Origin of the sequence: Rhodococcus sp. 05-2254-5 (assembly GCF_002258575.1) — a bacterium.
In the GTDB taxonomy this organism is placed as follows: domain Bacteria; phylum Actinomycetota; class Actinomycetes; order Mycobacteriales; family Mycobacteriaceae; genus Rhodococcoides; species Rhodococcoides fascians.
Genome location: NZ_NOZG01000026.1, coordinates 421,353 through 442,598, shown reverse-complemented (window position 1 = coordinate 442,598; position 21,246 = coordinate 421,353). Strand labels below are relative to the sequence as shown.

The window sequence follows — 21,246 nt, the reverse complement described above, 5'->3', positions numbered from 1 at the left end:
ATCCGCTGCGGCGGGTCCCCGTTCGTCGTCGATCGAGACGCCTCGACGACGTATTGGTAACGTCCCCGGCATGGCTATCGAAGTGTCCGTCGTCCGAGTGTTCACCGATGCCGACGGCAGGTTCGGTAATCCACTGGGCATCGTTGACGCACAGGTTGTAGGCGAGAGCGACAGGCAGGATGTTGCTAGGCAGTTGGGTTTCAGCGAGACGGTGTTCGTCGATCGCTCGTCACCCGGTACCGCGTCGGCGACGATCTACACACCGGCGACGCAGCTCCCGTTCGCCGGACATCCGACGGTCGGACTGTCGTGGTGGCTTCGCAACAACGGACACTCGGTGCAGACGCTCACCGTCCCCGCTGCCACGCTCGACATCCGCTACGACGGCGAGCTCACCTGGGTGCGTGCACGCGCCGAGTGGACTCCGCAGTTCACGTTTCATCAGGTCCACGACGCAGCCGAGGTGGCAGCGGCAGATCCGAACACCTACGACAGTGGCCACCACTACATCTGGGCCTGGACCGACGAGCAGCGCGCCGAACTGCGCTCGCGCATGTTCGCGCCGATGATGGGAATCGCCGAGGACGAGGCAACAGGTGCTGCCGCCGTACGGCTCACTGCCGAGCTCGGTCGGGGCCTGAACATCGTCCAGGGTGCGGGGTCTGCGCTGTGGACCACCGTCGACGAGGATGGGTGGGTGGAGCTCGGGGGCCGAAGCGTCGACGACGACTCGATCACGGTGTGACGGGCACGTCCACTTCGATTTCCTCACCCAGACGCACCCCTTCCGCCAGTGGCAGACGGTCGCCGCTCCAGAACTTTCCTGGATCGAACCAGTTGGCTTTCTTGTTTCCCGTCAACAGACCCATCGAGTCGTAGGTCATCGCAACAACTTCGGCGCAGTACGCGGTTTCGAGCGCAGCGCTCTCCTGCGCGTTCTTCCGGAGCGCCGGCACGCGTCCACGGAACCACCGACCGGCGAGCGCCGCGGTGGTCGGAAAAGCCGTTCCGTCCATCCGCGCGATGGTGCGAAGCAGCGCGTCTTCCTGCTCCTTCGTCACGGCCGGAGTGGAGCCTGGGGAACGACCGGCGTATCCGTCCAATTGCCGCAGCCAACAACGCTGTTGATACCGCTGGGCCCAGTGCGTGACGGCAGCGCGTAGGTCGTGCAGCTGCACTCCACGCTGGAAGTTTCCGGTCCACATGTCCTGCAACGACTTTCCGAGCTCTGCGTGCCACATCAGCGGCGGGAGGTCGTCCAGGACGACGGCCATACCGACGTGGTTGACCGGGCTGTTCGTCAGAGCCTGAATTGCGCGGTCCGCCGACGAGTGGCCACGGAAGATCCAGATGTCGCCGGTTCTGGTGGCATCCACAGCGGTATCGAGGCTGATTCGCGACGGATTCATGGACCAACCCTAGATCTCGTGGCGGTACGGTTGCCGCATGAACGTCTGGAAAGCTCTCGGTCTCGCCGGGATGGCCGGGGTTGCGGCCACCGGGGCGTTGGTGGTGCGGTCCGAGCGCAAGCGGCGCGCGTATGCGCCCGACGAAGTGCGCGATCAGCTGCACCGGCGGTTCGCCGCGATCTCCGCCGAGCCGGAACCCGAACCTGCTCCCCCGCTCTCGCGGGGGAAGCAGCTGTTGAGCAGACTTCGGTTCAGCCGAGCGCACTGAGGATGCGCGAGGCCATATCCTCGATCTCGGCGTCGGTCATGACGAACGCCGGCGAGATCTGCATTGCACCCTGTCCGGCCGCGCGGCCCGAAACACCATGAGCTCTCAACGTTTTCACGAACGGTAATGCCTCCGCCGGGTCGGCGAGCTGAACGGCAGCGACAGCGCCGATCCCGCTGCGGACTTCCGCGACCCGCTCGTGGTCGGCCAGGGGCGCGAGGTGGGTGTGCAGTGCGGCTTCGATGCGCTTGGAGTGACTGAGCAGGTCCTCGCGCTCGATGATGTCGAGGTTGGCCATCGCTGCGGCGGCTGCACCTGCGTGGCCACCGTAGGTGTAGCCGTGACGCCACCAGACTCCGCCTGCGAAGAACGGTTCGGCGATCTTCGGAGCGATGAACACTGCGCCCATCGGGACGTAGCCCGACGTCAACCCCTTGGCGGTCGTCATCAGGTCGGGTTCGAGCTCGAAGCGGGTGGAGGCGAACCAACTACCGCCGATCCGGCCGAATCCGGTCACCACTTCGTCGGCGACGAACAGCACGTCGTTGTCGCGGCAGATCTGCCGTACCTCGCGTAGGTAGCCCTCGGGCGGCAAGTAGATTCCACCCGCTCCGATGACCGGTTCGCAGAAGAAGGCGGCGACGTTCTCGGCTCCGACCTCTTCGATCAGCGCGAGAAGCGATTTCGCGTCGTCCCACGCCACTGTTCTGGCGTCGGGCATCAGCTCGCCGTAGTTCTCCTTGTTGACCGGAATGCCGGCCAGCGCGGTGCCGGCGACGTGCATGCCGTGGTAGGCCTTCTGCCGTCCGACGATGATCTTCTTGGACGGCTGTCCCATTTCGACCCAGTAGCGGCGCGCAAGCTTCGCCGCGGTGTCGATGGAGTCCGATCCACCCGAGGTGAAGAAGATCTTGCTGCCCGGCACCGGTGCGATGGCGGCGAGACGATCGGCCAGTGCCAACGTGGTCTCGGGCACGAAGTCGCCGAAGTTGGAGTAGTGCGCGATCGAGCTCAGCTGCGCGGCAACGGCGTCGGCGATCTCGCGGCGGCCGTGACCGACGTTGGTGAACCACAGACCGGCGGTGGCGTCGAGGTACCGGTTGCCCTCGTTGTCGAAGATGTACGCACCCTCGCCGCGCGAGACGACGAACGGCCCATTGGCGGTGACGTTGCCCATGTCGGCGAAGCCGTGCCACAGCGCGGAGGTGTGTGTGGAGGCGGCTGAATCGAGGTCGGAAGACATGCGCTACACAGTAGTCACGTCGAATTCGGCGAGTGCATCGGTTCGTTCCCGGACGGAGTTCGGGTGAGTACCGCGTAACGGATATCCTGGTACGAGTATGTCTACCTCGAATTCGTCCGGTGATCGACGAGCACTCGCCGCACGTGTTGCACAGCTCACCATCCGCGACGAGAACCGGCTCCGACGACGTCTCGACAAGGCCCGCACCGAGGACGCCGTCGCCGCGCTCGAACGCGACGTAGCTCGCGCGGAAGCCGTCATCTCCACACGTCGAGCGGCAGTGCCCACCCTCGAATATCCGCAGGCGTTGCCCGTCAGCGCGCGCAAGGACGACATCGCCGCAGCGATCGCTGCCCACCAGGTCGTCATCGTCGCCGGTGAAACCGGGTCCGGCAAAACCACCCAGATTCCCAAGATCTGCCTCGAACTGGGGCGCGGAATCCGCGGCTCGATCGGTCACACGCAGCCCCGAAGGTTGGCGGCGCGCACCGTTGCCGAGCGCATCGCCGAGGAGGTGGGTCAACCACTGGGCGAATCGATCGGCTACAAGGTTCGATTCACCGACCAGTCCTCGGATTCGACCCTCGTCAAGCTGATGACCGACGGCATTCTCCTGGCCGAGATCCAACGCGACCGACTGCTCCGCCAGTACGACACCCTCATCATCGACGAGGCGCACGAGCGCAGCCTGAACATCGACTTCATCCTGGGATACCTCGCGCAACTGCTCCCCCGGCGACCCGATCTCAAGATCGTCATCACGTCGGCGACCATTGATCCGGAGCGATTCGCGCAACACTTCGCACGCGACGGGGTCGCAGCACCGATCATCGAGGTATCCGGCCGTACGTTCCCGGTCGAGATGCGGTATCGACCTCTGACGGTCGACGCGGGAGACACGACGATCGACCTCGATCCCGTCGATGCCACCTGCCAGGCCGTCGACGAGCTGATGTCCGAGGGTGACGGCGACATCTTGGTGTTCCTGTCCGGTGAACGCGAAATTCGCGATACCGCGGACGCGCTGGCCGATCGCAATCTCCGCAACACCGAGATCGTGCCTCTGTACGCCAGACTCTCTGCCGCCGAACAGCATCGGGTGTTCTCACCGCACTCGGGACGCCGGGTCGTGCTGTCGACGAACGTGGCGGAAACGTCGCTGACGGTCCCCGGCATCCGCTACGTCGTGGACCCGGGCACCGCGCGCATCTCGCGATACTCGTTGCGCACCAAGGTGCAGCGGCTGCCCATCGAACCGATTTCACAGGCGTCTGCGCGCCAGCGGGCGGGTCGCTGCGGACGCGTCGCCGACGGGATCTGTATCCGGTTGTACTCGGAGGAGGATTTCGAGTCTCGTCCGCAGTTCACCGAGCCCGAAATTCTGCGCACCAATCTGGCCTCGGTCATTCTGCAGATGACCGCGCTCGGATTGGGCAAGATCGACGCGTTTCCCTTCGTCGAGCCGCCGGATCCACGCAGCATCCGCGACGGTATCGGCTTGCTGGAAGAACTCGGAGCACTGAAGCCGGCCACCAAGGACGGCACTGCCGAGCTCACCCCGATCGGCCGCGAACTGTCCGCCCTTCCTGTCGATCCTCGAATGGCACGAATGTTGGTCGAGGCCAACGGCAACGGATCGCTTCGTGACGCGCTGGTGGTGGTGGCGGCGTTGTCGATTCAGGACGTGCGCGAGCGTCCCGCCGAGCACCAACAGGCTGCAGACGAGAAGCACGCCCGTTTCGCCGTCGAGAATTCGGACTTCCTGGCGTACGTGCAGCTGTGGAAGTACCTGCGGCAGCAGCGAGACGAGCTGTCTTCCAACCAGTTTCGACGCATGTGCCGCACCGAGTTCCTGCACTACCTGCGGATCCGCGAATGGCAGGACCTGCACGGACAGCTCCGCCAGATCACTCGCGGCCTCGGATGGACAGTGCCCGACGCAGAGTCGAGCGAGAACGCACTGCATCAGTCCCTGCTGTCCGGCCTGCTCTCGCACGTCGGCCTCAGAGAGGGCGACAAGCGTGAATTCCTGGGTGCCCGCGGAGCACATTTCGCGATCTTCCCCGGGTCAGGTCTGTTCAAGAAGCCACCGCGCTGGGTCATGGCTGCAGAACTGGTCGAGACCGGACGACTGTGGGGCCGCATGGCCGCCCGCATAGAACCGGAATGGGCCGAACGGTTGGCACCGCATCTGGTGAAGCGCACGTATTCCGAACCACACTGGTCGATCAAACGGGAATCGGCGCTGGCCTACGAACGGGTGACGTTGTACGGCATCCCGTTGGTGACGCAGCGCCCGGTCAACTATCACCGCATCGATCCCGAGGCGTCTCGCGAGCTCTTCATCAGGCATGCACTGGTCCAGGGCGAATGGAAGACCCAGCACGGGTTCTTTCACAAGAACAGGGCTCTGCTCGACGACGTCGGCGAGCTCGAACATCGCGCTCGGCGGCGGGACATCGTCGTCGACGACGACGCACTGTTCGATTTCTACGACGCTCGCATCGCCCCGGAAGCCGTGTCTGCGCGACACTTCGACACCTGGTGGAAGAAGGCCCGCCGGCAAGATCCGTCCCTGCTCGACTTCACTACGGACACCGTCGTCAACTCGGACGCCGCGTCGGTACTGACAGGTGCATACCCGGACGCGTGGCGACAGGGTGACATTCAATTCCCACTGACGTATCAATTCGAGCCCGGCACGGCCGCTGATGGCGTCACCGCGCGGATTCCCATCGCACTGCTCGCTCAGGTACAGCCGGTCGGCTTCGACTGGCTGGTGCCCGGGATGCGCGCCGAGCTCGTCACCGCCTTGATCAAGACTCTACCGAAGGCATTGCGACGCAACGTGGTTCCGGCTCCGGACTTCGCTGCGGCAGCGTTGGCAGTGATGAAACCGCGGGCCGAAACACTCGTGACGGCTCTGGCCCGAGAACTCTCACGGGCCGCACAGTGCCACATCACCGCGAAGGACTTCGACACTGCGGCGCTACCCGATCACCTGCGAATGACGTTCGCCGCGGTCGACCCGTCCGGGACCGTGCTCGGCAGCAACAAGGATCTGACTGCGCTGCGCGCCGGTCTGGCCGGTGAGGTCGGCCGACAGGTCGCACGTGCGGTCGGCGACGCGGAGCGCGCCCCGACGCTGGCGTGGACCTCGGGCACGTTGGGCCGCTTGGAACCCACGGTCACCCGAGACGTGGGCGGGCAGAAAGTCACCGGGTACCCGGCGTTGGTACCCGAGGGTTCGGGCGTGGCGGTGCGAGTGCTCAGTACCCCCGCCCAGCAACGAGCAGCCATGCGCGCGGGCACCCGCACTCTGCTGCTCGCTACGGCACCGAAGGGAACGAAGGCGCTGTTGGCCGGGCTGCCGACCGCCGAACGTCTTGCGCTCGGCCAGAACCCGTACGGCGGCGTCGATGCGCTGCTCGAGGAATGCCGTGCGCTCGCTGTGGAAGAAGCGATGGACGCGCACGGCGGACCGGTTCGCGATCCGGCCGAGTTCGACAAGCTCAGGGCACTGGTGGACGCGGAGGTTCCGCGGCGTACTGCTGCTGTTCTCGCACTGGTTCGACCGGTCCTGACGGCCGCGTTGGCTCTGTCGGCCCAGTTGCAGACCGCATCGGGTGAGCCGGCCGACGATGTCCGAGAACAGCTCGACGGCTTGATCTTTCGCGGTTTCGTCACCGAATTCGGTTCTCGACGGTTGGCAGATCTGCCACGCTATCTCGCTGCGGCGACGAAGCGGCTGTCCACTCTGCCGAGCAGCGCGGGCCGCGACGCTGCGGCGATGGACGTTCTCGACCGGGTGTACGGCTCGTACGGGCGGCTGTTGGATTCGCTTCCGGAGAGCAGGAAGAACAGCCCGGGTGTGCAGGAGCTGTTCTGGATGATCGAGGAGCTGCGGGTGGGGCTGTTCGCGCAGGGAATTCGTACCGCGTATCCGGTATCGGAGAAGCGCATCGAGAAGGCGATCGCCGATCAGTCTCGCTGATCGGCCCGCGGTTCACTCGACGTCGGCGGACTCTCGATGTTTGCGGAGTTCGTGAATTTCCTTCTCGAAGTCCTCTGCCGAACTGAACGAGCGGTAGACCGATGCGAAACGGAGGTAGGCCACTTCGTCGAGATCGCGTAGCGGTCCGAGAATGGCCAGGCCCACTTCGTTGCTGGGAATCTCGGCCGAACCGGCCGCGCGAATATTGTCTTCGACTTGCTGAGCTAGCAGGTTCAGCGCGTCGTTGTCGACGTCTCTGCCCTGGCAGGCGCGACGAACTCCTTTGACGACCTTCTCCCGACTGAACGGCTCGGTCACACCACTGCGTTTCACGACGGCGAGCACGGCAGCCTCCACGGTGGTGAAGCGTCGACCGCACTCGGGGCAGGACCGGCGTCGCCGTATTGCCTGACCCTCGTCCATTTCACGCGAATCCACCACGCGTGAGTCGGGGTGCCTGCAGAACGGGCAATGCATGAGGGAGCCTCCGTCGTAGCCGATACTCCGACGACGAACGTGCGCGTCGGGGCAGTCTTCGAGGATACTCAGCCACGCTGGGCACCATGGTGCCGGTGGTCATCTGCTGGGTGCGTACTCGACGAGCGCTCCGTCGTGAACCATGACCGCGCCGGCGGGCTGAGTGGACGCGTCGGGTGTGGTCGCGCTCAGATTCGCGATGCCGATCAGACCGCCGGCCACGACGACCACAGCCAACATCCACAGAACGAGAGAGCGTGGGCGCACGGTCTGGCTCGCGAAATGGGCCGAGGTGTCGTCGAAGTCTCGATCCGCCATCTCGCGATCGGTGACGTCGGTCCAGGACTCGTCCACGACAGGCAAGCACGGGCCGTTCTGCGTCCGACGCGCGTGGTTCTGCAGCACGGGCCGCGAGCGCCGACGACGCACACCGGATCGCGAACGCATACCGGCAGTGGTGGGACGATCGGTGGTGATGGTCATCGGAACCTCGTCTTCGCTCGTTGGATCGATTGTTCGATCAGGCGTTCGATGGACGCTTGTTCGAAGTTCTATCACGCGCCTCCGACAAAGTCTGTAGAAAACGCGACACGAGTCGAACAGATGTTTGATTCAACAGCTGATACACGCTAGATTCGTGTCAGAAACCACACGCCACACGAGTCGACATCATCAACTCCAGTCCGCGTGGATCGATACCGCGTAGACCGAATCCAGCCGCATCAGCAGGAGGCCGACAGCATGAAGGACGAGACCTCGACGAGGTCCATCACCGGTTCCAGTACGACGGGTTCCACGAAAGCTGGTTCCACGCGAGCCGGATCCTCGACGGTCGGCAAGGCTGCAGCCGGAAAGCCGGCTGCCGAGCCGACCCCGAAGGCCATGGAGGTGGGCACCGACATCAGTGCAGGGCTCACCGAGCGCCAACGGAAGGTGTTGGAGGTCATCCGGGCCTCGGTCACCGAGCGCGGATACCCACCCAGCATTCGAGAGATCGGCGATGCCGTAGGCCTGACGTCGACGTCGTCCGTCGCACATCAGCTTCGCACCCTCGAACGCAAGGGGTTCCTGCGGCGCGACGCCAACCGCCCTCGCGCTGTGGACGTCCGCGGACTGGACGAGGTGCAGGCCGATCAGGCCGCGGCAGCGGTGGACGGTTCGGCAGCGTCCGACGAGCAGGATCGGTTGCCGACGCCGACGTTCGTGCCGGTTCTCGGACGGATCGCCGCGGGTGGACCGATTCTGGCGGAGGAAGCCGTCGAGGACGTGTTCCCGCTCCCCCGCGAGTTGGTCGGTCAGGGATCGTTGTTCTTGCTCAAGGTCGTCGGCGAGTCCATGATCGACGCGGCGATCTGCGACGGCGACTGGGTGGTGGTGCGTCAACAGTCCGTGGCCGACAACGGCGACATCGTCGCGGCGATGATCGAGGGTGAGGCCACGGTCAAGACGTTCAAGCGTTCCAAGGGTGAGGTGTGGCTCATGCCGCACAACCCACTGTTCGAGCCGATCCCGGGCAACAATGCCGCCATTCTCGGCAAGGTCGTCACCGTGATGCGCAAGCTCTGAACTCTGTTCGGACACCAGGAAGAAGGGCCGCAGCACAGATGCTGCGGCCCTTCTCGTCGGTCCTGAACGATGGAAAGAATCAGAGATTCAGTCCGCGACCGATGATCTCCTTCATGATCTCCGTGGTGCCGCCGTAGATGGTCTGTACCCGAGAGTCCATGTACGCCTTGGCAATCGGGTACTCCTTCATGTAGCCGTACCCACCGTGCAGCTGAAGGCACCGGTCGATGAGCTTGACCTGGTTCTCGGTGGTCCACCACTTGGCCATGGCAGCTTCCTGCACGGTCAACTTGCCGTCGTTGAGCAGTTCGATGAATTTGTCGACCATGATGCGGGTGGCGGTGGTTTCGGTAGCGAGTTCCGCCAACACGAATCGCGTGTTCTGGAACTTTCCGATCGACTTACCGAATGCCTTGCGGTCACGGCAATACTGAATGGTCATCTCCAGTGCCGATTCCATGGCTGCAGCGGCGACGACGGCAATCGAGAGCCGCTCCTGAGGCAAGTTCTGCATCAGGTAGATGAAGCCCATGCCTTCTTCGCCGAGCAGGTTGGCGGCAGGAACCCGAACGTCGGTGAAGCTGAGTTCCGCGGTGTCCTGGGCCTTCATGCCGATCTTGTCGAGGTTGCGACCACGCTCGAATCCGGGCATGTCGCGCTCTACGACCAACAGGCTGAAGCCCTGGGCACCTTTCTCGGGGTCGGTGCACGCTACGACGATGATCAGATCGGCATTGATGCCGTTGGTGATGAACGTCTTCGAGCCGTTCAGTACCCAGTCGTCGCCGTCCCGAACGGCCTTGGTCTTGATGCCCTGCAGGTCGCTACCGGTACCCGGCTCGGTCATGGCGATCGCGGTGATCAGCTCACCGGAGCAGAATCCGGGCAGCCACCGCTGCTTCTGCTCGTCGTTGGCCAACTCGATGAAGTACGGCGCGACGACGTCGTTGTGCAGGGTGAAGCCGATGCCGCTGTAGCCGCCGCGGGTGGTTTCCTCGGTGACGATGGCGTTGTAGCGGAAGTCCTTGACGCCGCCGCCGCCGAACTCCTCCGGTGCGGCAGTCCCGAGGAAGCCCTGCTTGCCGGCCTCTACCCAGACGCCGCGGTCGACGATGTTCTGCTCTTCCCACTTCGCGTGATTGGGGGCTACGTGCTGTTCGAGAAACTTCCGGTACGACTCCCGGAACAGCTCGTGCTCGGGCTCGAAAAGTGTGCGTTCCACGCGGGTCTCCTTGTTCGGTGCGCACCGTCCTCGACCACGAGAAAGGGGTGTCACAGCGCGGTCGTCGGTGCGACTGACGTCACCGTTTAACAGTACGTTCGCGGTGCACCGGGGGTCGATGACCAAAACGTGCGCGATCCGTGACCGCCCCTGCTAGCGTCGTCGAGTCGTTCTCCCTCGGGCCAACGCCGAGACGATCGGGTATCCCACGAGGATGCCCAGCGATCCCCACGCGATACCACCGAGTTCGACCGATCCGACGGAGAGCGTCAGGTCGCCGATTCCGGCGACGAGTGCGGCGGCGACGACGGTGAGGTTCACCGGATCGGTGAAATCCACCTTGGCATCGGTCCAGATTCGAACGCCGAGCAGTCCGATGAGTCCGTAGAGCACGAGTGTCGCTCCACCGATGACACCGTCCGGGACGGTGAAGATCAGCGCACCGAACTTGGGCGAGAACGCCAACACGATCGCGGTGATCGCGGCAACCCAGTACGCCGCGGTCGAGTACACGCGGGTGGCGGCCATGACGCCGATGTTTTCCGCGTACGTGGTGGTTCCCGATCCACCGGCCGCACCGGCGAGGGTGGTCGCCAACCCATCGGCGATCAGAGCGTCACCGGCGACGTCGTCGAGGTTCTTTCCGGTCATCGCCGCGACGGCTTTGACGTGTCCGACGTTCTCGGCGACGAGGACGATCACCACCGGCAGCGCCACCAGAATCACCGACAGCTGGAAGGACGGGCCACGGAACTCGGGTAACCCGATCCAGCTCGCGGCGCTCAGAGCATCGAGTCGTGGTTGCGCGATACCGCCGGTGACGGCAGCGAATACCCAGCCCACGACCACACCGAGCAGGATTCCGAGCCGACCCACCAGACCGGGACCGACGGCCGTCGCGAGGAGAATCGCCACCAGGGTGACGGCCGCGACGAGCGGTTGCGCCTCGAACGAGGTCGTCGCGGCAGGGGCCAGATTGAGCCCGATCAATACGACCACCGCACCGGTGACGACGGGCGGCATCGCTGCGTCGAGTACCCGCGCTCCGGCGAACTTCACGACGAAGCCGATCGCAGCCAGCACGACGCCGACGCACAGAACGGCACCGAGTTGCGCGGCCGGACCGTCTGCTGCGGTCGCACCGAGCGGGGCCAGGAAGGCGAACGACGACCCGAGGTAGCTCGGCACCCGCCCGCGCGTGATGATCAGGAACAACGCGGTACCGATGCCCGAGAACAGCAGCGTCGTCGAGACCGGGAAACCGGTGATGGTCGGAACCAACAGTGTGGCCCCGAACATCGCGACGACGTGCTGCATCCCGATGCCGACGGTGCGTGGCCACGACAAGCGTTCGTCCGGTGCGACCACCGCCCCCGCGTCGACGGTTCGTCCGTTTCCGTGCAGCGTCCAACCCAAAGTTCTCATGATGGGAAGAGACTATTGCGTCAGCCCAGGATCGCGCTCACTGCCTCACGGGCTGCGGCGGTGCTGTCGGTCTTCAGTGCAGCGGCAGCAGCGGCCTTGCACTGATCGAGGGTCACGGTCGCCAACTTGGACCCGACGTGGGCGACGGCGGCGGAGGCCGCGGACAACGACGTGATGCCCATTCCTACCAGCACACAGGCCAGCAGGGGGTCGGCGGCAGCTTCGCCGCAGACACCGACGGGCTTGCCCACCTTCGCGCCGGCCGCGGCCGTGTGCGCCACCAGTGCGAGCACGGCCGGTTGCCACGGATCGGTCAGACCGGCCAGCTGCGCCGACATCCTGTCGGCGGCCATCGTGTACTGAGCCAGGTCGTTGGTACCGATGGACAGAAAGTCCACGTGCTCGAGGATGTGCTCGGCGAGCAGAGCGGCAGCGGGAATCTCGATCATGACGCCCGGGGTCAGTCCGCGTTCGCGCACATCCGCGGCGAAGTCCTGTGCTTCCTGCGCGGTGGCGATCATCGGTGCCATCACCCACGGCGAGGACTCGGTCGCCTTGGCTGCCGCGGCGATGCCGTCGAGCTGGCGGTACAGGATGCCGCGGTCGGCTTCGGCGATACGGATACCGCGGATGCCGAGCGCCGGATTGGCCTCGTCGGGGTGGTTGGCGAATCGAAGGGGCTTGTCCGAGCCGGCGTCGAGGGTGCGGACGACGACCTTCTTGCCTGCGAAGGCGTCGAGGACCTGGCCGTAGATCTCCGCTTGCTCGTCGACGGTCGGTTCGGAATCGCGGTCCAGGAAGCACAGTTCGGTGCGGAACAATCCCACCCCGTCGGCTGCGCTGGAGCGCGCTGCGCGTGCCCCGGCTCCGTCCTGGACGTTGGCGAGGATATCGACGGAATGTCCGTCGGAGGTCGCGCCCGGCCCGGTCCACCGAGACACTCGGTCCAATTCGTCCCTGGCCGAGACGACTGCTGCGCGAGCGGTGTCGGCATCCGGTTCCAGTTCGATGCGTCCGCTGGTTCCGTCCACGGATGCATGCGTGCCGGCGGCGATGTCGTCGAGGCCTGCGACGGCCACGATGCAGGGAATCCCCAGCTGCCGCGCGATGATCGCGGTGTGACTGGTCGGGCCGCCCAGTGAGGTGGCGAGGCCGACGATGAGGGTGGGGTCGAGGCCCGCGGTGTCGGCGGGTGCCAGGTCGTCGGCGAACAGTACCGACGGTTCGGCCGGCACGGGAACACCCGGCTCGGGCACACCGAGGATTTCGGCGATGACGCGATCGCGAATGTCGCGCAGATCGGTCACTCGTTCGGCCATCAATCCGCCGAGCTGGGTGAACATGGCGGCGAACTTCTCGGTCGCGGCAGCAGTGGCGGTGACGGCGGTGTTGCCCTTGGCGATCGAGGCGCGAGCGGCACCGAGCCATCCGCGGTCGGTTGCCATCGCGGCGTTGGCCGACAGCACCTCCGAAGCGGCTCCCGTCGCCAGCTCTGCGCGTCCGCGCAATCGAGTGGCGACGGCGTTCGCCGCTGCATCGAACACAGCCTTCTCGGACTCCCGATCGGATTCGGCCACCTCACCGGTGTCTGCCGGGATGGCCGGACGTGCCCCGGGACGGATGACGGGTCCGTAGCCGACTCCGGGCACGACCGGTGTGCCGCGCAGTGTCGTGGACTCCGCTCCGATCGACGACGTCCCATCTGCAGCAGGTGTTGCATCGGTGTGTCCGGTCGATGCGGTGCTGACCGATCCCGTCATGTGGTCCTCCTCGGATCCTGCGTGTACGTCTGTCGTCCCGGATGTCAGATGAGTGTGCCGCACCTGGCTTCCCGATGATGTTGTGACCGAGATTACTCCAAACCCTTGACATGTCAACACACACGGGCGTAAAACAACATAAAGCAACATCAACCGGGAAGGAGACGCAGGTGTACGCAGAAGAAAGACAGCACGCCATCGCTGAGCTGATCAGCACGCAAGGACGCGTCTCCGTCAACGACCTGGCCGCCAACTACGGCGTCACCACAGAGACCGTGCGACGCGATCTGGCCACCCTCGATCGACTCGGAGTGGTACGCCGCGTGCACGGTGGAGCAGTACCCGCCTCGGCGCTGACCACACTCGAGCCGGGCGTTTCGGAGCGGGAATTCACCCGCGCAGACCAGAAGGACGCGATCGCAGCGGCTGCATTGTCGTTCCTCCCACCCGTCGGCGGCAGCGCCGTCTTCGATGCGGGCACCACCACCGGCCGCCTGGCGGGACTGCTACCGCACGATCGCGAACTCACCATGGTCACCAACTCCGTACCGATCGCAGCCCGGGCCGCAACCATGCCGAGCATCAGTCTTCGATTGCTCGGCGGGCGTGTTCGAGGAACGACACAGGCCGCTGTGGGCGACGAGGCACTGCGCGCCCTCGAATGGCTACGGGTGGACGTTGCGTTCATCGGAACCAACGCCATCAGCGTCGGACACGGACTGTCCACCCCCGACAGCGACGAAGCCGCGGTCAAGCGCGCCATGGTCGACGCCGCGAACCATGTTGTCGTGCTGGCAGATTCGTCGAAGATCGGCCGCGAGCACCTGGTGAGTTTCGCCCGAGTAGACACCATCGACGTCATCGTCACCGACAGCGACATCTCGAACGAAGACCGTAAACAACTCAGCAACAAAGGAATCGAGGTGGTGATCGCATGATGGTCACGCTCACGGCCAATCCGAGCATGGACCGCACGGTCACGCTCGAGACGCCGCTGACCCGCGGCGGCGTGCACCGGGCGTCGTCCTCGGCCGTCGACCCGGGTGGCAAGGGCGTCAACGTCGCTCGCGTCATCGGCGGATCGGGAGTAGAGGCGCTGGCCGTACTCCCGGCCAACGTCGGCGATCCAATACTCGACGCAATGTCCGCCAAAGGCGTTCGATACTCGGCAGTTCCGACGTCCGGACCGGCGCGCACCAACATCACCGTCAGCGAAATCGGTGGCACGACCACCAAGATCAACGAGCCGGGTGCAACGGTGTCGGAGCAGACACGCGCCGAGCTGCGAGACCGGATTCTCACTCTCGCTGTCGATGCCGAGTGGGTGGTGCTGTCGGGTTCGCTTCCTCCCGGCCTGCCCGTCGACTGGTACGCGGAACTGGTTGTCGCCCTTCGCGCTACCACGGCCAAAGTTGCGGTGGACACCTCCGACGAGCCGCTGCTCGCTCTCGCGGATCGGTTTCCGGAATCGGCACCCGACCTGATCAAGCCCAATTCGGAGGAACTCGCCCAGCTCACCGGGCACGATTCCGAGGAGTTGGAAAGCGCTGCGGCACAGGGTGATCCATCGGCCGCTGTCGCCGCCGCAACCATTCTTCTCGGCCGAGGAGTAGGTGCCGTACTGGCGACGCTCGGCAGCGCCGGAGCAGTCCTGGTCACCGAGGGCGGTGCCTGGTACGCCAGCCCACCTACGATCACCGCCGTCAGCACCGTCGGCGCAGGAGACTCCTCGCTGGCCGGCTACATTCTGGCCGACGTCGAGAACTGTTCCGACGCAGACAAACTTCGCCGCGCCGTCGCCTACGGAACGGCAGCCACCGCACTTCCAGGCACCACGCTTCCCCTGCCCGAGCAGACCCATCCGACTTCGGTGACGGTTCGCGCGCTCGACATCTCCACGTCCGTCACCCCGTCCACGCTCTCCCCTTCTTCGAACCGTCTCTAGGAGCCCCCATGTCCACCCCCACCGAAGATCAGCCGATCATCGCCGAGGATCTGATCCTCCTCGACGCCGATCTGGGCGAATCCAAAGCTGCCGTCATCGAACGCCTCGCAGGCGTGCTGGCCCACGCGGGTCGCGCAACCGACACCGACGCCCTGCGCGACGCAGCCCTTGCTCGCGAAGCTCAGTCGGCCACCGGCCTGCCCGGCGGCATCGCAATTCCGCACTGCCGTTCCGAGGCGGTCACGAGCGCCTCGCTCGGCTTCGCCCGCCTGAACCCCAAGGTCGACTTCGGCGCCCCCGACGGCCCCGCCGACCTCGTCTTCCTCATCGCTGCTCCGGCCGGAGCCGGTTCGGCGCACATGAAGCTGCTCTCGAGCCTGGCTCGGGCACTGGTCAAGCCCGAATTCGTCACCTCACTGCGCAACGCGTCCTCGCCCGCCGAGATCGTCTCGCTGGTCGACGGAGTCATCAACCCGGCCGCCAAGCCGGTTGCCGCAACCGCTGCAGCTGCGCCGGTCGACACCGCGAAGCACAGTGCGCCTGCAGCCACCCCCGAGACGGCACCATCCGCCTCGCCCAAGCACATCGTGGCAATCACCGCCTGCCCCACCGGAATTGCGCACACCTACATGGCTGCCGATTCACTCGTCGCCGCAGGTGAGCGCGCGGGCGTCACGGTGCACGTGGAGACTCAGGGCTCGAGCGGCAGCACGCCCCTCGACCCCGCACTCATCGCCGGTGCCGAGGCCGTCATCTTCGCCACCGACGTGGGCGTCAAGGGCCGTGAGCGATTCGCCGGTAAGCCCGTCATCTCTTCCGGCGTCAAGCGCGCCATCAACGAGCCCGACGTCATGGTCACCGAAGCGCTCCGCGCAGCTCTCAATCCGGATGCTGCTCGCGTCGGCGGCACCGCTGTCGCGGCCGGCTCCACCGACTCTGCCGGTGAGCTCGGATGGGGCACCCGCCTGCGTCAGATCCTGCTGACCGGTGTCAGCTACATGATTCCGTTCGTCGCCGCCGGTGGACTCCTGATCGCCCTCGGATTCCTGCTCGGTGGGTACGAAATCAAGGATGTCGCCGAAGACATCGTCGTCAACAACTCCATCACCTCGCTGCCCGAAGGCGGAATCGCCGCCTACCTCGGTGCCGTGCTGTTCCAGATCGGCGCGCTGTCCTTCAGCTTCCTGGTGCCCGCGCTGGCCGGTTACATTTCCTATGCCATTGCCGACAGACCAGGTCTGGCACCAGGTTTCACCGCCGGCGCAGTGGCTGTGTTGGTGGGCGCAGGCTTCATCGGCGGTCTCGTCGGTGGCCTCATTGCCGGCTTCGTCGCACTGTGGATCAGCAAGTGGAAGATCCCCGCAGTTCTGCGCGGCCTGATGCCGGTTGTCATCATTCCGCTGTTCGCAACACTCATCGTCGGTGCCATCATGTTCCTGCTGCTCGGCAAGCCGCTCGCCGCCATCACCAGCGGACTGACCGACTGGCTCAACGGACTCAGCGGTTCCTCGGTGATCATCCTCGGCATCATTCTCGGCCTGATGATGTGCTTCGACCTCGGTGGACCGGTCAACAAGGCGGCCTACGCATTCGCCACTGCAGGCCTGTCGGTCACCGACACCGCCTCACTGCGCATCATGGCAGCGGTCATGGCGGCCGGAATGGTGCCGCCCCTGGCCATGGCACTGGCCTCCACCGTTCGCTCGCGTCTGTTCACCGAGGCCGAGCGCGAGAACGGTAAGGCTGCATGGTTCCTCGGAGCAGCATTCATCTCCGAGGGCGCCATCCCGTTCGCCGCGGCCGATCCGTTCCGCGTCATCCCGTCGATGATGGCCGGCGGCGCAGTCACCGGGGCCATGATCATGGCCTTCAACGTCACCCTCAGTGCGCCCCACGGCGGCATCTTCGTGTTCTTCGCCATCGGAAACATCCTGTGGTTCATCGTGTCGCTGGCCGTGGGCACCATCGTCTCCGCGTTCCTGGTGGTCTCCGCCAAGCAGTTCATCAAGGGCAAGAACGCACCGACCGACGCCGAACTCGACCCGGCACTCGCCACCGTCTGACGCTCGATACGATCCAACGAACCCACTACGCAAGGAGCAGCACATGCCCAGCACCACAGTCGCAGTCGGATCCTCGATCGGCCTGCACGCCCGCCCCGCAGCACTGATCGCCGATGCCGTAGCCGAAGCCGGAGTCGACGTCACACTGGCAACAGAGGACTCCGAGCCGGTGGACGCCGGTTCGGCCCTGATGATCATGACGCTCGGCGCCACCAAGGGCACCGAAGTCACCGTCACCAGCGACGACCAAGCAGCACTCGACAAGGTTGCAGCACTCGTCGAAGCAGACCTGGACGCCTAACCAGAGCGCATCGATCGCCGGACGGTGAATCCCACCGCTCCGGCGATCAGCACCACCCCGGCAGCGACGGCAGCTCGGAATTCCCATTCCGAGTCCGTCGCTGTCGTCGTCTGTGCGGGTGCCGCAGGAGCAGCAGGATCGCGGGTCGGCGACGCCGGCGTAGCCGAAGGTGTCGACAGCTCCACCGACGTCAGGTTCGGAATCTTCAAAATGGGCGGCAGCGTTCCGTCGGTCGGTCCGAACCCGGCTTCCGACGCGAGCAGAAGGGAACCGTCGTCCAGGAACGTCGCCGCCTCGCCCTGCGGCTGAGCCGGTAGCGCGACGACGGCTCGGGGTGAGGTGGGGTCGACCAGCGCCGACGCGACGTCCCCGTCGGGCGGACGGAACACATACGCATCGGTGTACGTGCGCACCACGGCGGTGGATCCGTCTGCACTCACCGCTCCCCCGGTCGCCAGGATCGAGCCGACCACGAACGGTGGCCCACCGGCCGTCTCGGTGGCCGTGAAAGCCAGCTCGCCGACCTTGCTCAGCGGCGTCGGACCGGGACTGCTCAGATCGGTGACGGATTCGTCTCCGGCAGGGACGTACACGCCGCTGATACCGGAGAGTTCCTTCGTGACCACGATGGGTCGACCGCCGGGTTCGATGAGCAATGTCTCGGCGTCGTGTGCGCCGTCCGGGTAGGTCAGTCGATACAGCTCCCCCGCGCCTGTTTCAGGGTCCATTCGCGTCAGTGCCACAGTGTCGCGGCGCAACTGATTGTCGCCGATGTCGGCCAACCACAGTGAGCCGTCGTACGACGCCATGTCCTCCACGTCGTACGGGTCGACGGGAACGTCGATCCAGCGCTGCACCGCACAATTCGCGTCGAGCACCGCCACCCGATCATCGGCACCGCTGTCGCCGATCCCGTACACGGTGCCGTCGAGCACCGTCGCACCGGACAGCTCTTCGAGTCCGGGATCGGTTGGTAGACAGTAGGTTACAACGTCGACCGGCGCGGCCAGGGCGGTCGAAGCACAGGTCAGCACGATCGCCGTGCCGACCACGGCCGCGGCACCACCACGCACCACTGCGCGCGGATTCACCGAACTCAGGCGCTGGGTACGGTCGCGGTGAACTCGACGAGGGCGGCCGCAAGTGATTGCGGCACACGAGCTTCGACGCGCGTGCCGTCCGCCTCGTGCGTCGATTGCACTATTCGGCCGTCGGTGTGGATCCGGGCGACCAGGTCGCCGCGGGTGTACGGGACGAGGACGTCGACCAACACATCGGGCTCGGACAGAATGTCGCCGAGATGATCCCGCAGTGCATCGATGCCTTCACCGGTCTTGGCCGAGACGAATCGTGCGCCGTCGAGCAGGCCACGCAACTGCGTCAGCTGGACCGGATCTGCGGCGTCGATCTTGTTGACCACCAACAACTCCGGTGGCATCTTCGCGTCCTGCTCGCGGACCACCTCGGTGATCACTTCGCGTACTGCTTTGATTTGATCGATCGGTAGCGGATCGGAACCGTCGACCACGTGCAGCAACAGGTCGGCGTCGGTCACTTCCTCCAGCGTGGAGCGGAAGGCCTCGACCAGCTGGGTCGGCAAATGCCGGACGAATCCGACGGTGTCGGTCAGCACGATCGCGCGCCCGTCTTCGAGCGTCGACTTCCGGGTCGTCGGATCGAGGGTTGCGAACAGCGCATTCTGAACCAGCACACCGGAACCGGTCAGCGCGTTCAACAGACTCGACTTGCCCGCATTGGTGTATCCGACGATCGCGATCGACGGCACCGTGCCACTGAGCCGCTGCTCGCGTTTGGTGTCGCGAGCCTGCTTCATGCCTTTGATCTCACGGCGGAGCTTGGCCATGCGCTCACGGATGCGTCGGCGATCGGTCTCGATCTTCGTCTCACCCGGTCCACGAAGACCCACGCCGCCGTTGCTACCGGCGCGTCCACCGGCCTGACGCGACATGGATTCACCCCAGCCGCGGAGCCTGGGCAACATGTATTCCATCTGGGCGAAGGCGACCTGTGCCTTGCCTTCTCGTGACGTCGCGTGCTGCGCGAAGATGTCGAGGATCAGTGCGGTTCGATCGATGACCTTGACCTTGACGACCTTTTCCAGCGCATTGAGCTGGGCGGGCGTCAGTTCGCCGTCGCAGATCACGGTATCGGCCCCGGTCGCGAGCACGATGTCGCGCAGTTCCTTGGCTTTGCCCGAGCCGATGTAGGTTGCCGCGTCGGGTTTGTCCCGACGCTGCATCAGCGCCTCGAGTACTTCGGAGCCTGCAGTCTCGGCGAGCGCGGCCAGTTCGGTCATGCTGGATTCGGCCTGTGCCGCAGTACCGGTGGTCCATACTCCGACCAGTACGACGCGTTCGAGGCGCAACTGCCGGTACTCGACCTCGGTGACGTCGGCGAGCTCGGTCGACAGTCCGGCGACTCGTCGCAGCGCAGTCCGCTCCTCGAGTTGCATATCGCCCGAGGACGGGGAGTCGTCGTCGAGGGGTGAGCGCGCCATCCGCCTCGACCATGCGTCGGACTCCTCGCGGGTCCATGCAGATGCGGTATCGGGTGAACCGTCGGCATCATGGTCGACCGGTTCGCCCGCAGGTGATGTTTCATGTGAGTTCGTCATACAACTCCCATGATCCACGAAAAGCCCAGCGTGTGCACGCGGGTTTCGCTCGGAGCCGGCGCGACGGTCAGGACTGCCCGGCGAACCAATGGTCGTCGACCTCTCCCCGGGCGAGCAGTACCGACGGTCCGCGCAGGGTTGCACCGACGTGGTCGATGGCCACTCGGACCCGACCGCCGAGCACACCGACACTCACGTCTCCGGTCTCGAGCCCCTCGTAACTGAGCGCGGCAGCGGCGGCAGCGACGGTTCCGGTGCCACACGAGCGTGTCTCTCCGACGCCGCGTTCGAAGACGCGCATCTCGACTGCGCCGTCGTCGAGCCGGGTCAGAATCTCGACGTTCGCACCGTGGGGGAAGAACTCGGTATCGAGAGTCGGCGGAGCCGTGAAGTCCAATGCTCGCAACGCGGTGCGGTTCAGCGCGGGATCGACGCAGGCCAGATGCGGGTTGCCGACATCGACGCCGATCCCCTCGTACGCTGCACCGGCAAGGGTCGTCGCGCTCGAACCCAGCAGGGTGACGTCGCCCATGGCCACGGTCACGTCGGCATCGGTCTCGTCGTACGAGTGCACCGTCACCGCACGTGCGCCTGCGCGAGAGCCGACCACGAATTGATCGCGCTGCTCGAGATCGTGGACTCGCAGGTAGTGCGCGAAGACTCGGACCCCGTTTCCGCACATCTCGGCGATGGTGCCGTCACCGTTGCGGTAGTCCATGAACCAGTCCTCGACCTCGACACCGGCCGGGATTCGATCGAGCACACCCGCGTCCCGCAGCACCCCGGCGCGCGCGACACGCAGTACCCCGTCGGCGCCGATCCCCTGCCGTCGATCACACAGCACCGTGACCGCCGACCTGGTGAGTTCGAGCTCGGCACCGGGATCCGGCAGCACGACGAAATCGTTCTGCGTTCCGTGGCCCTTGGCGAATTCCATG

18 protein-coding genes are annotated in these 21,246 nt (G+C 65.4%); 8 read left to right on the top strand and 10 right to left on the bottom strand.

Features of this window, described 5'->3' with window-relative positions; translation table 11 throughout:
- Positions 1–70: 70 nt before the first annotated feature.
- Entirely contained in the window at positions 71–745 is a 675-nt protein-coding gene (locus tag CH278_RS17930) for a PhzF family phenazine biosynthesis protein (protein ID WP_094622493.1), read from the top strand.
- Here CH278_RS17930 and CH278_RS17925 read toward each other — a convergent pair.
- Positions 735–1,409 (bottom strand): hypothetical protein, encoded by a 675-nt coding sequence (locus CH278_RS17925; RefSeq protein ID WP_027496861.1) that lies wholly within the window; start codon positions 1,407–1,409, stop codon positions 735–737. The two genes, CH278_RS17930 and CH278_RS17925, sit on opposite strands and share 11 nt — an antisense overlap.
- Before the next feature lie 37 nt (positions 1,410–1,446).
- On the opposite strand from CH278_RS17925, the gene CH278_RS17920 reads away from it, so the two are divergent.
- The gene (locus tag CH278_RS17920; protein ID WP_027496860.1) at positions 1,447–1,677 is read left to right on the top strand and encodes a hypothetical protein; all 231 of its coding nucleotides are present in this window, start codon (positions 1,447–1,449) and stop codon (positions 1,675–1,677) included.
- Here the strand turns inward: CH278_RS17920 and CH278_RS17915 are convergent.
- Complete coding sequence (locus CH278_RS17915; protein WP_094622492.1) at positions 1,661–2,920, bottom strand: aminotransferase family protein; 1,260 nt, start codon at positions 2,918–2,920, stop codon at positions 1,661–1,663. The two genes, CH278_RS17920 and CH278_RS17915, sit on opposite strands and share 17 nt — an antisense overlap.
- A 97-nt stretch (positions 2,921–3,017) precedes the next feature.
- Here CH278_RS17915 and hrpA point away from each other — a divergent pair, with 97 nt between their 5' ends.
- Positions 3,018–6,914, top strand: coding sequence for an ATP-dependent RNA helicase HrpA (hrpA, locus tag CH278_RS17910; protein ID WP_094622491.1), 3,897 nt, complete (start codon positions 3,018–3,020; stop codon positions 6,912–6,914).
- Between the two features lie 12 nt (positions 6,915–6,926).
- Here hrpA and nrdR read toward each other — a convergent pair whose 3' ends face one another.
- Positions 6,927–7,391 carry a transcriptional regulator NrdR gene (gene nrdR, locus CH278_RS17905; protein WP_027496857.1) on the bottom strand — a complete coding sequence of 155 codons (465 nt, stop codon included), beginning with the start codon at positions 7,389–7,391 and terminating at the stop codon, positions 6,927–6,929.
- 99 nt (positions 7,392–7,490) lie between these two features.
- Positions 7,491–7,874, bottom strand: coding sequence for a hypothetical protein (locus CH278_RS17900; RefSeq protein ID WP_094622490.1), 384 nt, complete (start codon positions 7,872–7,874; stop codon positions 7,491–7,493).
- 399 nt (positions 7,875–8,273) lie between these two features.
- On the opposite strand from CH278_RS17900, the gene lexA reads away from it, so the two are divergent.
- Positions 8,274–8,957: a transcriptional repressor LexA gene (lexA, locus tag CH278_RS17895; protein ID WP_027496855.1), complete on the top strand. Its 684-nt coding sequence runs from the start codon at positions 8,274–8,276 to the stop codon at positions 8,955–8,957.
- 79 nt (positions 8,958–9,036) lie between these two features.
- Here lexA and CH278_RS17890 read toward each other — a convergent pair whose 3' ends face one another.
- The 3 genes from CH278_RS17890 to ptsP all read right to left on the bottom strand — a co-directional run bounded on the left by CH278_RS17890 (position 9,037) and on the right by ptsP (position 13,292).
- On the bottom strand, positions 9,037–10,179 hold the full coding sequence (locus CH278_RS17890; protein ID WP_027496854.1) for an acyl-CoA dehydrogenase family protein: 1,143 nt from the start codon (positions 10,177–10,179) through the stop codon (positions 9,037–9,039).
- A 153-nt stretch (positions 10,180–10,332) separates the two neighbouring features.
- The gene (locus CH278_RS17885) at positions 10,333–11,604 is read right to left on the bottom strand and encodes a uracil-xanthine permease family protein (RefSeq protein ID WP_179274449.1); all 1,272 of its coding nucleotides are present in this window, start codon (positions 11,602–11,604) and stop codon (positions 10,333–10,335) included.
- 20 nt (positions 11,605–11,624) lie between these two features.
- The gene (ptsP, locus tag CH278_RS17880) at positions 11,625–13,292 is read right to left on the bottom strand and encodes a phosphoenolpyruvate--protein phosphotransferase (protein ID WP_032387491.1); all 1,668 of its coding nucleotides are present in this window, start codon (positions 13,290–13,292) and stop codon (positions 11,625–11,627) included.
- 242 nt (positions 13,293–13,534) lie between these two features.
- Between ptsP and CH278_RS17875 the strand changes: the two genes are divergently transcribed.
- Genes CH278_RS17875 through CH278_RS17860 form a run of 4 tightly spaced genes read left to right on the top strand, consistent with a single transcriptional unit; the run spans position 13,535 to position 17,673 of the window.
- Positions 13,535–14,302 carry a DeoR/GlpR family DNA-binding transcription regulator gene (locus CH278_RS17875; protein WP_027496851.1) on the top strand — a complete coding sequence of 256 codons (768 nt, stop codon included), beginning with the start codon at positions 13,535–13,537 and terminating at the stop codon, positions 14,300–14,302.
- The gene (locus CH278_RS17870; protein ID WP_094622488.1) at positions 14,299–15,309 is read left to right on the top strand and encodes a 1-phosphofructokinase family hexose kinase; all 1,011 of its coding nucleotides are present in this window, start codon (positions 14,299–14,301) and stop codon (positions 15,307–15,309) included. Before CH278_RS17875 ends, CH278_RS17870 begins: the two co-directional genes overlap by 4 nt.
- 8 nt (positions 15,310–15,317) lie before the next feature.
- Complete coding sequence (locus tag CH278_RS17865) at positions 15,318–17,372, top strand: PTS fructose transporter subunit IIABC (RefSeq protein WP_094622486.1); 2,055 nt, start codon at positions 15,318–15,320, stop codon at positions 17,370–17,372.
- A 43-nt stretch (positions 17,373–17,415) separates the two neighbouring features.
- On the top strand, positions 17,416–17,673 hold the full coding sequence (locus tag CH278_RS17860; RefSeq protein WP_094622484.1) for an HPr family phosphocarrier protein: 258 nt from the start codon (positions 17,416–17,418) through the stop codon (positions 17,671–17,673).
- On the opposite strand, the gene CH278_RS17855 is transcribed toward CH278_RS17860, so the two are convergent.
- From CH278_RS17855 to dapF, 3 genes are all read right to left on the bottom strand, one after another.
- On the bottom strand, positions 17,670–18,764 hold the full coding sequence (locus tag CH278_RS17855) for a hypothetical protein (RefSeq protein ID WP_094622482.1): 1,095 nt from the start codon (positions 18,762–18,764) through the stop codon (positions 17,670–17,672). The two genes, CH278_RS17860 and CH278_RS17855, sit on opposite strands and share 4 nt — an antisense overlap.
- Before the next feature lie 5 nt (positions 18,765–18,769).
- On the bottom strand, positions 18,770–20,191 hold the full coding sequence (hflX, locus tag CH278_RS17850; protein ID WP_051365137.1) for a GTPase HflX: 1,422 nt from the start codon (positions 20,189–20,191) through the stop codon (positions 18,770–18,772).
- Positions 20,192–20,375: 184 nt separating this feature from the next.
- The gene (gene dapF / locus CH278_RS17845) at positions 20,376–21,245 is read right to left on the bottom strand and encodes a diaminopimelate epimerase (protein ID WP_032366475.1); all 870 of its coding nucleotides are present in this window, start codon (positions 21,243–21,245) and stop codon (positions 20,376–20,378) included.
- Position 21,246: the final 1 nt, after the last annotated feature.